Origin of the sequence: Rubrivirga sp. S365 (assembly GCF_032248475.1) — a bacterium.
GTDB classification, from domain to species: domain Bacteria; phylum Bacteroidota; class Rhodothermia; order Rhodothermales; family Rubricoccaceae; genus Rubrivirga; species Rubrivirga litoralis.
In genome coordinates this window covers 399,681-412,565 of sequence record NZ_JAVTTN010000001.1, presented here as the reverse complement: position 1 = coordinate 412,565, position 12,885 = coordinate 399,681, and the positions used below count along the sequence as shown (strand labels likewise).

Here is a 12,885-nt window from a genome sequence, read left to right as displayed (position 1 = left end):
CGTCACCCCCATGACCGACTGGCTCGCCCTCGAAGACGCCGTCACGCTGCCGACCTACGCCAAGCCGCCCGTGGCCCTCGTGCGCGGTGAGGGGACGCGCGTGTGGGACGCCGACGGCCGCGAGTACCTCGATGTCTACGGCGGGCACTGCGTGGCGCTGCTCGGGCACTGCCCGCCGCGCGTGGTCGAGGCCGTCCGCCGGCAGGCGGGGCGGCTGCTGTTCTACTCGAACGCCGTCTACAGCCCGGTCCGCGCCGAGGCCGCGGCGGCGCTCGTGGCGCTCGCGCCGGACGCGCTCGGCCGCGTGTTCTGGTGCAACTCGGGGACCGAGGCCAACGAGACGGCGCTCAAGCTGGCCCGCGCGACGACCGGCCGGAGCCGCGTCGTGGCGTTCGCCGGCGGCTTCCACGGACGGACGCTCGGGAGCCTCGCGGCGACCTGGGGCGAGAAATACCACGCGCCCTACGCGTCCGTCCTCCCGGAGACGACGTGGGTGCCGTTCGGGTGGGAGGGCGCCGTCGAGGAAGCGCTCGTCGGCGAGGACGTGGCGGCCGTCATCCTGGAGCCGATCCAGAGCATGTCGGGCATCACTGAGGCGCCGCCGCGCTTCTACCAGGCGCTCCGCGAGATCTGCGACCGGACCGGCACGGTCCTGATCTTCGACGAGGTCCAGACGGGTGTCGGGCGGACGGGCGCGTTCCTCTACGGCGAGCACGTCGGCGTGACGCCGGACCTCGTGACGCTCGCCAAGAGCCTCGGCGCGGGCGTCCCCGTCGGCGCCGTACTCGTGTCGGACGCCATCGCCGAGACGGTCCGGCCGGGCGACCAGGGGACGACGTTCGGCGGCGGGATGCTCGCCATGGCGGCCGTCCGCGCCACGCTCGCGCAGCTCGTGGAGGATGACCTGATGACGCGGGCCGCCGCCCTGTTCGAGCGCCTCGCCGCCGGCTTCCGCGCGACGGGCGGGGTGGTGGAGGTGCGCGGGCGGGGCGGCCTCGTCGGCGTCACGCTGGACCGCCCCGCCCCGCCCGTTCGCGACGCGCTCCGCGAGGCGGGCGTGCTCGTGGGGGGCTCGGGGCGGGCCGACACGCTCCGCCTCATGCCGCCGCTGACGATGACGGACGCGGAGGTCGACGATTTTTTGGAACGGTTCGCCGCCGTCCTCGCGTGACGCGGGCGGGGTGGCGCCGCGCCGCCCGGAATGCGGACACCATGCATGGTGTCCCTACGACTTCGACCTGACCGCCCCGGCCTCACCGACCCCCCCGCCCGGACACGGCAAGCCGTGTCCCTACGACATCGCCCGCCCCGCCCGCGCATCTTGCCCGTCACCCGTCACCCGTCACCCGTCACCCGTCACCCGTCACCCGTCACCCGCTTTGAACCACCTGACTGACTGGACCGACCTGCCCGACGCCGTGTGGGAGGCGTGCCTCGACCGCGCGCGGTGGCACCGGGCGCATCCCGCGTGGACGCGCGCGGCGGCGGGGCGGGCGCTGGGGCTCCTCTTTTTCAACCCGTCGCTGCGCACGCGGACGTCGATGGACGTGGCCGCGGCGGCGCTCGGGGCGCACGCCGTCACGCTCTCGCCGGGGCAGGGCGTGTGGGGGCTCGAATGGCGCGACGACGCGCGGATGGACGGCGAGGCCGCCGAGCACGTCCGCGAGGCGGTCGGCGTGCTCTCGCGCTACGTCGCCGCGCTCGGCGTGCGGACGTTCGCGACGCTCGCCGACCGCGAGGCCGACCACGCCGACGCCGCGTTCCGCGCGGTCGTCGCCGCGTCGAGCGTGCCCGTCGTCAACCTGGAGTCGGCGCGATGGCACCCGTGCCAGGCGCTCGCGGACGCGGCCGCCGTGTGCGACACGCTGGGCGACCCGCGCGGCCAGAAGTTCGTGCTCTCGTGGGCGCCGCACCCGAAGGCGCTGCCGCGCGCCGTCCCCAACTCGGCCGTCGTGATGGCGGCGCGGCTGGGGATGGAGGTCGTCGTCGCGCGGCCGCCCGGCTTTGAACTCGACGGCGACGTACTCGACTTCGCCCGGCAGGCGGCCGCCCGCTCGGGTGGGTCGGTGACGGAGTCCGAGGACCAGCACGCCGCGCTCTCAGGCGCCCGCGTCGTCTACGCCAAGGCGTGGTCGGGCGGGGCGGTCTACGACGACCCGGGCGCCGAGGCCGCGCGCCGCGCGGGGCACGCCGACTGGCGCATCACCGAGGCCGCCCTCGGCCGCACGGCCGGCGCCGCGTTCATGCACTGTCTGCCGGTGCGGCGCGGCGTCGTCGTCGACGGCGACGTGCTGGACGGCCCGAACGCGGTCCACCTGCTCCAGGCGGAGTACCGGCTCTGGGCGCAGAAGGCGGTCCTGGAGTGGATCTGGGAGGTGAGGGGTTCAGGGTTCGGGGTGGGTGAGGTTCAGGGTTCGGGCGCGCCTAGCGTCCGCGCCTGAGCCGCCCCGCCCCGCCCACGCCTCCCGAGGCCGCCCGGGCGCCGCCCCGCCCACCGTCTACGCCCGCGGCCCCGCCCGACGCGCTTCCCAACCCTGAACATCCAACCCTGACCCCCCAAGCCCATGAACCCGACCGTCGTGAAGCTGGGCGGGGCGGTCCTCGCCGACGCCGAGGCCGTCGCCGCCGTGTGGGCGGGCGTCCGCGCGTCGGCGGCGCCGGTCGTGGTCGTACACGGCGGCGGGCCGCAGGCGACGGCGCTCGCGCGGCGGCTGGGCCACGAGCCGCGCGTGGTCGCCGGCCGCCGCGTGACGACGGACCTCGACCTCGACGTGGCGCTGTGGACGCTCCGCGGCGCGCTCAACGCCCGCCTCGCGGCGGCGGGCGGGGCGGCCGGCGCCCGCGCCGTCGGCGTGAGCGGGGCGGACGGCGGGCTCGTGACCGTCTCGCGGCGCCCGCCCCGCCCGGTCGACGGCGAGACGGTCGACTTTGGGCACGTGGGCGACGTCGAGGCGGTCGACCCGACGCTCCTCCTGGTCCTCGCCGCGGCCGGGTACACGCCCGTCGTGGCGTCGGTCTGCGCCGACCGCGCGGGCGCGCTCTACAACGTCAACGCCGACACGGTCGCGGCCGAGGTCGCCGCCGCGCTGGGGGCGGGGCGGCTGGACCTGGTGACGGAGGCGGGCGGCGTGCGCCGCGACGCGGGCGACCCGGGCACGCTCGTCCGCCGCCTGACGGCCGCCGAGGCCGAGGCGGGCGTGGCCGAGGGCTGGATTGCGGGCGGCATGCGGCCCAAGCTCGAAACGGCGCTGGACGCGCTCGCGCGCGGCGTCCGCTCCGCCCGCGTCTGCGCGCCGGCCGACGTGGGCGGGGCGGGCGGGACGGTCGTCGTGCCCTGACCGCTGAGCCGTGTCGCTGTTGCGTGTTGCGCATCGCACACCACCCCGCCCGAACACGAAACGCGCAACAGAAACGCGACCCGCAAAGCGCCGCCCCGCCCGCACGTCTGCCTGTTCCTCCATGCCACGTCCCCCGTCCCCCTTCCCCCCCGTCCTCGACCTCCACGCCGACCTCGTGCGGTTCCCGTCGCTGAGCCATCAGGAAGCCGAGGTGGCGGACTTCGTGGAGGCGACGATGCGCGCCGTGCCCGGCCTCGCCGTCGGGCGCCTGGACGACAACGTGTGGGCGTCGCTGGGCGACGGCGACGACCTGCTCCTCTTGTGCTCGCACCTCGACGTGGTGCCCCCGAGCGCCGACCACCCGTACCCGCCCTTCGAGCCGACGCGCGTGGGCGGGGCGGTCTACGGGCGCGGCGCCGTCGACGCGAAGGCGAGCGGGGCGGCCATGCTCGCGGCCCTCGCGGACCTGGCCGGGGCGGGGTGGAGACCCGAGGGCGGCCGCCTCGTCGTGGCGCTGACGGCGTGCGAGGAGACGGGCGGCGGCTACAACGGGATGGAGGCCATGCGCCGCGACGTGTTCGGGCACGCGCTCCCCCACGTCTCGGCCGCGATTGTCGGCGAGCCGACCGAGCTGCGCCCGTGCCTCGCGCAGAAGGGGCTCCTCATCCTGCAGGCCACGGCTCACGGCCAGACGGCCCACGCCGCACGGGCGCACCTGGGCGACAACGCGATCACTCGCGCCGCCCGCGACCTCGTCGCCCTGGACGGCCTCGCGTTCAGTCGCGCCGACCCGCTCCTCGGTCTCCCCACGGCCACGGCGACCGTCGTCGAGGGCGGGGCGGCCAAGAACGTGGTCCCCGACCGCTGCCGGTTCACGCTCGACGTCCGCTCGACGCCGGCCTACACGCACGCCGAGCTGACGGCGCTCGTGGCGGGGCACCTGGAGAGCGAGGTCGAGGTCTACTCCGACCGCCTCGTCCCCTGCGCCACCCCGCCCGGATCGCGCGTCGCCGGGGCGGTCCAGGCCGCGCTGGGCGGGGCGGGGCGGGACGCCGAGCCGTTCGGGAGCCCGACGGCGTCGGACTGGATCTTCCTCCACGACGTGCCCGCCGTCAAGATCGGGCCGGGCCGGAGCGAGCTGTCGCACACGGCCAATGAGCACGTCGAGGCCGCCGAGGTCTACGCCGCCGCCGAGGTCTACGCCGCCGTCGCCCGCCACTATTTCTAAGGTACCCGGTACAGGGTACTTGGTACACTCGCCTCACTCCGCCTCACCGATGAACTCCGACCGTACCGCGTACCCTGTACCCCGTACCCCGATTTGGCACAAAGGCACCGCCGCCGACGACTGGATCGTGCGGTTCACCGTCGGCGAGGACTGGCGGTGGGACACGGTGCTCCTGCCCTACGACCTGGAGGGGACGCGCGCGCACGCCTGGGCGCTGGCGCAGATCGGCGTGCTGACGGACGAGGAGGAGGCTGAGGTGGGCGCGGCGCTCGACGCGATCCGAGGCGCGTGGGAAGCCGGCGAGGTCGCCGTTCGGCCCGAAGACGAGGACATGCACACGGTCATCGAGCGCGAGCTGACCGAACGGCTGGGCGCGGCCGGCAAAAAGATCCACGCCGGGCGGAGCCGGAACGACCAGGTGCTGACAGCCCTCCGCCTGTGGCTCCGCGACGCGCTCGCCGCCGTCGCGGGCGGGGTGGCTCAGGTGGCCGACGCCCTCCTCGACCACGCCGAGCGGGGCGGCCGCCTCCTCATGCCCGGCTACACACACGGCCAGCGCGCCATGCCGACGACCGTCGCCGTCTGGGCCGCCGGCTACGCCGACCTCCTGGCCGACGACCTGCGGACGCTCGCCGAAGCGCGGCGCGCGGCGAACACGTCGCCGTGGGGGAGCGCGGCCGGCTACGGCGTTCCGGTCCTCGACCTCCCGCGCGCGGCGGTCGCCGAGCGGCTGGGGTTCGACCGCGTCCAAGAGGTCGCCGCCGTGCAGCTGTCGCGCGGCAAGCTGGAGGGCGGGGTGGCCCACGCGCTCGTCCAGGTCGGGCTCACGCTGAACCGGCTGGCGAGCGACCTCGCCCTCTTCGCGACCGCCGAGTTCAGATTCGTCCGCCTGCCGGTCGAGCACACGACGGGCTCGTCGATCATGCCGCAGAAGCGGAACCCCGACGTGCTCGAACTGGCCCGGGCGACCGTCCACCGCCTGACGGCCGAGCTGCACGTGCTCCTGGGGCTCCCGGCGAACCTGCCGGGCGGCTACCACCGGGACCTCCAGCTCACGAAGGAGGCGACGATGCGCGCGGTCGGGGCGGCGCAGGACGTGGCGAGCGCCGTCGCCGCCGTCCTCCCGGGCGTCGAGTGGCAGGCCGACCGGATGCGCGCGGCGCTCTCGCCCGACCTGTTCGCGACCGCCGAGGCGCTCCGCCGCGTCGAGGGCGGGGCGGCGTTCCGCGACGCCTACCGCGAGGTTGGCACACACCTGGACGACCTGACAGTTCCGTCCGACGCCGACGCGCTCGCGGCCTACGCATCGCCCGGGACGCCCGGCCACGTCGACGTGGCCGCCCTCCGAGATCGGCTGGACGCTGCGCGCGCCCCGTTCTGACCGCCCCGCCCCCGGGCCGTACTAGCCGCGTACGGCCCGGCGCGACGACAGCAGTTCGAGGCGGACGTCCGCCGTTCCGCGCTTGACCATGCCGATCTCGCGGGCCGCCGCTTCCGACAAGTCCAGCACGCGGTCCTCAGCGTACGGCCCGCGGTCGTTGACGCGGACGACCACGCTCTCGTTCGTGTGGACGTTCGTCACGCGGAGGCGAGAGCCGAGCGGGAGCGAGCGGTGGGCGGCCGTCAGCGCGTCGGGCTCGAACGGCTCACCGCTGGCCGTGGGGTTGCCGGCGAGCTCGTCGCCGTAGTAGCTGGCCTCCCCGCCCTCGACGTGCGAGACGGCCGGCGCCTCACGCGCGGGCGGGGCGGCGGAAGGGGCCGCGGCGTGCTCGGCCCGGGGCGCCGCCGGCTCGGGGGCCGGCTGGGGACGAAAGGCGATGGCGGTCGCCAGCACGGCGAGGCCCGTCGCCGCACGCGTCCGCCGTCGCGGAGTGCGGAGCCGGCTCCGCAGCCGTCGGAGGCGGCGGGGCGGGGTGGACAGGGCGGGAGTCGGGGAAACAGTCTGCATAACGCGGGCAACCGTCGCAGAGACCGTTCCAATCTCGCGCCGGACGAACCCGCGGTGAAAGACCGACACGTCGTCGGGCTCGTCGTGCGGCCTTGGCAGCGCCCCTGCCATCCTGCGGGGTCTTGCCCCGCCCCGCCCGCGTCGGCAGACGGGCGCTTCACACGCTTATACGGAGGCTGTGACACTCGGCTGTCTCCGCCCCGCCCGACCTTGCGGCAGACCCTCCCCCGATCCCATGAAGGCGTCCGACCTTTCCCGCCTCGCCGCCCCGTTCCCGCCCGCCGACATCGAGTGGAAGCCCGGCGCTACGACCCGCGACAAGTCGAAAGGCTTGGCGATGGCCTACCTCACCAGCCGCGCCGTGCAGCAGCGGTTCGACGACGTGTGCGGCCCGGCCGACTGGCGCAACGAGTTCACGGCCGGCCCCGACGGCGGCGTCCTGTGCGGAATCTCGGTCCGCGTCGAGCGTGAGGACGGGACGGCCGAGTGGGTGACGAAGTGGGACGGCGCCGACAACTCGCAGGTCGAGGCCGTCAAGGGCGGCCTGTCGGGCGCCACCAAGCGCGCGGCCGTGCAGTGGGGCGTCGGCCGCTACCTCTACGACCTGCCCGCGACGTGGGTGCGGCTCGACGACCGCGGCCGGTTTGCCGAGGCGCCGCGCGTCCCGCGCGAGTACCTGCCGTCGAGCGGGGCGGGGGCACCGAGCGGCCGCTCCGCCCCGCCCTCCGCCGAGGCGCCGCGCGAGCGCTCGCCGCAGCGGTCCGCGCCCCGCCCGCAGCGGTCGGCCCCGGCGCAGCGCCCGGCGCCCACCGGGGGCGAGCCGGCGCGTCCGTCTCGGCCTACCCCGCGGAGCGGCCAGCGCCGGATCGTCCGCCCCGCCCCGTCCTCCGGCGACGGCGACTCGCGCGCGCCGGACCCGGGGTTCTAGAGCGCCCAGCCGACGCGCCCAGTAGGACGGCGGCTCCGCCAGTCAAACGTCTCCCGCCCCGCCCGCACCGTCGGGCGGGGCGGTCTGCGTCAGAGGCTGTCGGGCGGGGCGGCCTCGTCGAGCCCGTCCAGCGGGCGGTCTTGGATGTCCTGGCCGACCTCGTTCTCGTCGAACGTGTCGTCCGACGTCTGCCCGTCCTGGCGCGAGAGCGGGTCGACGTCGAGGATCGTGTCGGGGTCGGGGTCGGGGAGCTCCGGCGTGGCGTCGGGGACCGGATCCACAGCGGGGACCTCGTCGTCGGCGCACGCGGCGAGGGGGAGGGCGGCGGCCAGCAGGAGCAGGGCGAGGCGGGGCATGGCGAGAGAGCGTGGGTGAGGGCGCAGAACGGGTCGAGCGGGGCGGGAGATCCGCCCCAAACAGACGCGAGGCGCCCCCGGGTGAGGGGCGCCCCGCGACGAGCGAGCGGCGGGTGCCGCTTACATAGCGGTCAGGTTCTGACCGGCCGACGCGAGGGCTTGGCCCAGCTGCGTGAGCGAGGCATCGCCACCGGCGGCCTGCTCCGTCCAGGTGCCGAGGTTCGTCAGCGTCTCGCCGACGGCGGCGCCGTCGATCGGGCTGGCCTGGAGCTGGTCCTTGAGGGTCATGAGGCCCTGGCGGATCTCCGTGGAGTTGGTGAACGTGGCGCCGTCGAGCTGGGCGATCCAGCTGTCGATGTTGCCGATGGCCGTAGCCGGGGCCATCTCGGTCAGGCCGCCGGCCGGGACGGCGTCGAGCGTGCCCTGAGCGGTCACGTCCGTCGTCATCATGCCGTCGTCGACCAGGGGGTCGTCGACGACCGGGGCCGGCTCGGTAACGACGCCGGGCTCGACGACGGCAACGTCGGTGGGCTCGGTGTCGGTCGCGCAGGCGGCGAGCGGGAGGGTGCTGGCGAGGGCCAGGAGAAGGAGAGAGCGAGTCATGGGGGTGGGGGTGGGTGAAGAGCGAGCCCTAGGGGGCCTAAGTGCATAAACAGGGTGGTACCATCTTCTGATCTAGCGTCACCGTCTTTTCACGATTTGGCCCCTGAAGCGGCAGCTACTCGCCGAGCGAGTCGGCCCGCGCGAGGTCGAGCAGGAGCGCCGACGCGTCCTGCACGCCGTCATCGGCGAGCAAGACCGCGATCCGCCCGCCCCGCCCCCGCTCTGCGACGGCCGCCGCTCCCACGACGCCGTCGACCACGCCCTCGGCCACGCCGAGCCGCAGACCGCCCCGCTCCCCGAGCGAGTCGCGGGCGGGGCGGGGGACGAGGTCCAGGAAGGCAGCCGACACGTCCGCGTCGACCAGGTCCTCGCGGACGGCTCGCGCCAGGAGCCGCGCGTAGGCGCGGGCCGTGCCCTGGGGGAGCGTGGCGCGCGCAGCCGCTCGCCGGTCGGTGGGGCTGAGCCCCAACCCGCCCCGCTCCAACCGAGCCCGCTCGGCGGCCCGGTACGACGGGCTTTTGACGTAGGCCCGCGACCGCGCGAACGCCGAATCGCGCTGGGCGGGGCGGCCGAGCGCGAGGAACGACGCGAGCTGCGCCTCGCGCGGCCCCGGCCGGTCGGCCGGCGCCCAGGCCAGGACGAGGCCGCCGAGCGGGAGCGGGGCGTCTAGCTCGTCCAGACCGAGGCGGTGGGGGAGCGCGCCGGTCGCCTCGCGGCCGAGCGTCGACAGGAGGACGTCGGCGGCCGCGCGGTCGCCGGCGAGCGCCCGGCGGGCGAGGCCGGCCAGCGACGACGCCCGGGCGTCCGGGCGGGGCGGGTCGACGCCGGGGAGCCGCCGCCGCTCGACGGCCGAGGCCGGGAGCACGGCGGCCGTGTCCAGCGACCTCCCCGCCCGCCGCGCGAGCTCGGCGGCCAGGAGCAGGCCGGTCAGCCCGGCGACGGGCCGCCGCACGTCGCCGCGGACGTCGACGACGGCCGAGTCGCCGGCCACGTCCCACACGACGAGCGAGGCGCCGTCGTGTGTGTGCGCCCAATCGACGAGGGCGGCCGGGGTCTCGACAGGGGCGGCCTCACCGACTTGGTCCGCCCCGCCCCGCCCGCACCCGGCGGCGACGAGGAGCAGGCAGGCGAGGGGCGCGTAGCGGACGGGCGGGGCGGGCACGGAGAAGGTGCGCGGGGCTCCCGCGCCGGGCGGGGCGGCGCCCCGGTTGCTGTCGCTAGAGGACGGGCGAGTCGTCCCCCTCGGGCTGGTTGCGGCGGTTCTGGACGAGCGACGCCACCACGTCGGGGTCGGCCAGCGTGGACGTGTCGCCGAGCTGGTCGGGCGCGTTCTCGCCGATCTTGCGCAGGATGCGGCGCATGATCTTGCCCGAGCGCGTCTTGGGCAGGCCGGGCGCGAACTGGACAAAGTCGGGCGTCGCGATCGGCCCAATCGTCGCGCGGACGTGGCGGCGGAGCTCGTCGCGGAGCGCGTCGGTGGCGTCGGCGCCCTCGACGAGCGTGACGTAGACGTAGATCCCCTGCCCCTTGATGTCGTGGGGGACGCCGACGACGGCGGCTTCGGCGACGGCCTCGTGGAGCACGAGCGCGCTCTCGACCTCGGCCGTCCCCATCCGGTGCCCGCTCACGTTCAGCACGTCGTCCACGCGGCCCGTGATCCAATAGTCGCCGTCGGCGTCGCGGCGGCAGCCGTCGCCGGTGAAGTAGCGGCCGGGGAAGGCCGTGAAGTAGGTGTTGACGAAGCGGTCGTGGTTCCGGTAGACCGTCCGCGCCTGGCCCGGCCACGACCGCGCGATCACGAGGAGCCCCTCGGCCTCGCCGTCGAGCCGCTCGCCGTCCGGGCTCAGGACCTCGGGGACGACCCCGAAAAACGGCCGCGTCGCGCTCCCCGGCTTTTCGGGCGTCGCGCCCGGGAGCGGGGTGAGCATGTGGCCGCCCGTCTCGGTCTGCCACCACGTATCGACGACCGAGCACCGCCCCTCGCCCACGACCTCGTGGTACCACCGCCACGCCTCGGGGTTGATCGGCTCGCCGACCGTCCCCAGCACCTTCAGCGACGAGCGGTCGGAGCGCATGACGGGCTCGTCGCCCTTGGCCATGAGCGCGCGGATGGCCGTCGGGGCCGTGTAGAACTGCGTGACGCGGTGCTTTTCGACGACCTCCCAGAAGCGGCCGGCGTCGGGGTAGGTCGGGGTCCCCTCGAAAAAGACCTGCGTCGCCCCGTTGATCATCGGGCCGAACACGATGTAGCTGTGGCCGGTGATCCAGCCCACGTCGGCCGTGCACCAGAAGACGTCGCCGGCCGCCCCGCCCTCGACCGCATGGTAATCGAACGTGAGCTCGTGCGTGAGCGAGGTCCACACGCAGTAGCCGCCCGTCGTGTGGACGACGCCTTTGGGCGTACCCGTCGAGCCCGACGTGTAGAGGACGAAGAGCGGGTCCTCGGCGCCCATCGGCTCGCAGGGGCACGCGGCCGCGGCCGTCTCGCGGGCCTCGTCCAGCCACACGTCGCGGCCCTCGGTCCACGCGACGTCGCCGCCGGTGTGGCGGACGACGAGCACGTGGCGGACGCCCGGGCACCCCCGCAGCGCCGCGTCCACGTTCGCCTTGAGCGCGATCCGCCGCCCCGCCCGGCGCCCCTCGTCGGCCGTGATGACGAAGTCCGAGTCGCAGTCCTCGATCCGGCTCGCGAGCGCGCTCGGGCTGAACCCGGCGAACACGACCGAGAAGATGGCCCCGATGCGCGCGCACGCCAGCATCGCGTAGGCCGCCTCCGGGATCATGGGCAGGTAGATCGTGACGCGGTCGCCCCGCCCGACGCCGCGGTCGCGCAGCACGTTCGCCAGCCGCTGCACCTCGGCGTGGACGTCGGAGTAGGTGATCGTCCGGTCGCCGTCGCCCGGCGTGTCGGGCTCGAACAGGAACGCGGTCCGCCCGCCCCGCCCGGCCTCGACGTGGCGGTCGACGGCGTTGTAGCACGCGTTGAGCACGCCACCCTCGTACCACTTGATGTGGACATCGCCGGGCTCGAAGCTCCAGTCCTGGACGGTCTCGAACGGCGTGACCCAGTCGAGGCGCCCGGCCTGCTCGGCCCAGAACGCGTCGCTGTCCTCGACCGACCGGCGGTAGGTGGCCTCGTAGTCGGCCATCGACGGCACGAACGCCCGCGCCTGCACGGCGGGGGCGGGGGGGTAGACGGCTCGTTCGTCGGGCATGGCGGGCAGGCCCGTGAGGGCGGGGCGGTGGCGGTCCGCTCACGCTACCGCCCCTTCACGGAATGTGCAAGGTGGGCGGGGTGGCTCCGAGCCCGCCCCGCCTACCCGCCGGCCGCCCCGCCCGCCGGAGCGGCGCGGTAAGTGCCCCCGCCCATGTCGAACGTGAGCCCGGCCGGCCGGCCGTCGGCGCCCACGTCGAACGTGAGCCGGCCGGCCGTGTGGGCGAGCCTGAACGTGCTCGGCGAAGTCGGGACCATGCGGAGCACGCCCGGCCGCCACGGCATCGACAGCCCGAGCCCGTCGTCCGTCCGCTCGATGACGAACTGGCCCTCGTTGTTGTCGCGGTCGTACGTCCCGACGAGGCGGTCGTACTGGGCGTCCGTGAGGTCGACGCCGTCGACCTGCGCGTAGCCCGCGGGCGGGGCGGGGCGGTCGGGCGTCTCGCGGACCCACAGGTTCCTGAACTGGACGGGGCTCCCGTGGTCCTGGAGCTGGATCGCGCCCGCGCGCGGGTGCGGCGCGTAGGGGAGCGACTCGAGCCAGATCGTCATGCCCGGCAGCAGCTCGTTGTTCTGCACGAGCACGCCGTTGACGAGGACCGTGAGACGGGCCGGCTCCTCGAGCACGCCGCCCTCGCCGAAGCGGGGGCCGCGGAAAAAGACGTCGTACGCCTGCCATTCGCCCGAGGGCCGGAGCGCGTTCGCGAGCGGCGGGAACTGGCCGTAGATGGCGCCGGCCATGCCGTCGGGGTAGGTCGCGTTGTCGTAGGTGTCGAGGATCTGGACCTCGTAGCGGCCGTCGATCAGGAAGACGCCGCTGTTGCTCCGGTCCTGGCCCGTCTTGGCCGGCTCGTCGGCGGCCCGCCACTCGACGTGGAGCTGGAGGTCGCCAAAGTCTTCCGTCGTCTGGATCGGGCCGGAGCCGGGCTCGACGACGACCGCCCCGCCCTCGACGCGCCACGGGGCGGGGCTCCCGTCGGGGGCCTCCCACGCCGCGAGGGCGGCCGGGCCGGACGGGTCGGCCGGGATCAGGACCGTCGCGTCGGCGGGCGGGGCGGCGTAGGACGCGGCGGGCTCGACGCGCGGCGGGGCCGGCCGATCGACGTCGTGCTGGCGCCACGGCAGGGTGTGGGCGGGCGGGGCGCCCTCGTCGGCGGGCATGGCGGGCGCGGGGGGCGGGGCGGTCGTCGCGCAGGCGCCGAGCCCGAGGGCGGCGGCGAGGGCGAGGGCGGGGCGGAGGAGCACGGGGGCCGGGCAGGGTGAGGCGGAG

General features: G+C 75.4%; 12 protein-coding genes. 6 read left to right on the top strand and 6 right to left on the bottom strand.

Annotation, left to right across the window (positions count from 1 at the left end):
* The first annotated feature begins 10 nt into the window (after positions 1-10).
* From RQM47_RS01835 to argH, 5 genes are all read left to right on the top strand, one after another.
* Positions 11-1,171, top strand: coding sequence for an aspartate aminotransferase family protein (locus RQM47_RS01835; RefSeq protein ID WP_311662454.1), 1,161 nt, complete (start codon positions 11-13; stop codon positions 1,169-1,171).
* 208 nt (positions 1,172-1,379) lie between these two features.
* Complete coding sequence (locus tag RQM47_RS01830; protein ID WP_311662455.1) at positions 1,380-2,441, top strand: N-acetylornithine carbamoyltransferase; 1,062 nt, start codon at positions 1,380-1,382, stop codon at positions 2,439-2,441.
* 123 nt (positions 2,442-2,564) lie between these two features.
* Positions 2,565-3,338, top strand: a complete 774-nt coding sequence (argB, locus tag RQM47_RS01825) for an acetylglutamate kinase (protein WP_311662456.1) — start codon at positions 2,565-2,567, stop codon at positions 3,336-3,338.
* A 121-nt stretch (positions 3,339-3,459) separates the two neighbouring features.
* Positions 3,460-4,566, top strand: coding sequence for a M20/M25/M40 family metallo-hydrolase (locus RQM47_RS01820; protein ID WP_311662457.1), 1,107 nt, complete (start codon positions 3,460-3,462; stop codon positions 4,564-4,566).
* Between the two features lie 49 nt (positions 4,567-4,615).
* Positions 4,616-5,947, top strand: a complete 1,332-nt coding sequence (argH, locus tag RQM47_RS01815; protein WP_311662458.1) for an argininosuccinate lyase — start codon at positions 4,616-4,618, stop codon at positions 5,945-5,947.
* A gap of 21 nt (positions 5,948-5,968) precedes the next feature.
* Here the strand turns inward: argH and RQM47_RS01810 are convergent, their stop codons facing one another.
* Positions 5,969-6,514: a septal ring lytic transglycosylase RlpA family protein gene (locus tag RQM47_RS01810; RefSeq protein WP_311662459.1), complete on the bottom strand. Its 546-nt coding sequence runs from the start codon at positions 6,512-6,514 to the stop codon at positions 5,969-5,971.
* Positions 6,515-6,749: 235 nt separating this feature from the next.
* Here RQM47_RS01810 and RQM47_RS01805 point away from each other — a divergent pair, with 235 nt between their 5' ends.
* Complete coding sequence (locus RQM47_RS01805) at positions 6,750-7,442, top strand: Rad52/Rad22 family DNA repair protein (protein ID WP_314007151.1); 693 nt, start codon at positions 6,750-6,752, stop codon at positions 7,440-7,442.
* An 89-nt stretch (positions 7,443-7,531) separates the two neighbouring features.
* Here RQM47_RS01805 and RQM47_RS01800 read toward each other — a convergent pair whose 3' ends face one another.
* The 5 genes from RQM47_RS01800 to RQM47_RS01780 form a co-directional block, all read right to left on the bottom strand.
* Positions 7,532-7,798 (bottom strand): hypothetical protein, encoded by a 267-nt coding sequence (locus RQM47_RS01800; protein ID WP_311662461.1) that lies wholly within the window; start codon positions 7,796-7,798, stop codon positions 7,532-7,534.
* 120 nt (positions 7,799-7,918) lie between these two features.
* Positions 7,919-8,401: a hypothetical protein gene (locus tag RQM47_RS01795; RefSeq protein ID WP_311662462.1), complete on the bottom strand. Its 483-nt coding sequence runs from the start codon at positions 8,399-8,401 to the stop codon at positions 7,919-7,921.
* 115 nt (positions 8,402-8,516) lie between these two features.
* Entirely contained in the window at positions 8,517-9,563 is a 1,047-nt protein-coding gene (locus RQM47_RS01790) for a serine hydrolase (protein ID WP_311662463.1), read from the bottom strand.
* A 55-nt stretch (positions 9,564-9,618) separates the two neighbouring features.
* Positions 9,619-11,616 carry an acetate--CoA ligase gene (acs, locus tag RQM47_RS01785; RefSeq protein WP_311662464.1) on the bottom strand — a complete coding sequence of 666 codons (1,998 nt, stop codon included), beginning with the start codon at positions 11,614-11,616 and terminating at the stop codon, positions 9,619-9,621.
* A gap of 101 nt (positions 11,617-11,717) precedes the next feature.
* Positions 11,718-12,860, bottom strand: coding sequence for a DUF1080 domain-containing protein (locus RQM47_RS01780; protein ID WP_311662465.1), 1,143 nt, complete (start codon positions 12,858-12,860; stop codon positions 11,718-11,720).
* Positions 12,861-12,885: the final 25 nt, after the last annotated feature.

Coding starts and splice junctions, on each gene's coding strand:
- RQM47_RS01835 (WP_311662454.1), top strand. CDS start 11: ATGACCGACTGGCTCGCCCTCGAAGACGCCGTCACGCTGCCGACCTAC.
- argB (WP_311662456.1), top strand. CDS start 2,565: ATGAACCCGACCGTCGTGAAGCTGGGCGGGGCGGTCCTCGCCGACGCC.
- RQM47_RS01820 (WP_311662457.1), top strand. CDS start 3,460: ATGCCACGTCCCCCGTCCCCCTTCCCCCCCGTCCTCGACCTCCACGCC.
- argH (WP_311662458.1), top strand. CDS start 4,616: ATGAACTCCGACCGTACCGCGTACCCTGTACCCCGTACCCCGATTTGG.
- RQM47_RS01810 (WP_311662459.1), bottom strand. CDS start 6,514: ATGCAGACTGTTTCCCCGACTCCCGCCCTGTCCACCCCGCCCCGCCGC.
- RQM47_RS01805 (WP_314007151.1), top strand. CDS start 6,750: ATGAAGGCGTCCGACCTTTCCCGCCTCGCCGCCCCGTTCCCGCCCGCC.
- RQM47_RS01800 (WP_311662461.1), bottom strand. CDS start 7,798: ATGCCCCGCCTCGCCCTGCTCCTGCTGGCCGCCGCCCTCCCCCTCGCC.
- RQM47_RS01795 (WP_311662462.1), bottom strand. CDS start 8,401: ATGACTCGCTCTCTCCTTCTCCTGGCCCTCGCCAGCACCCTCCCGCTC.
- acs (WP_311662464.1), bottom strand. CDS start 11,616: ATGCCCGACGAACGAGCCGTCTACCCCCCCGCCCCCGCCGTGCAGGCG.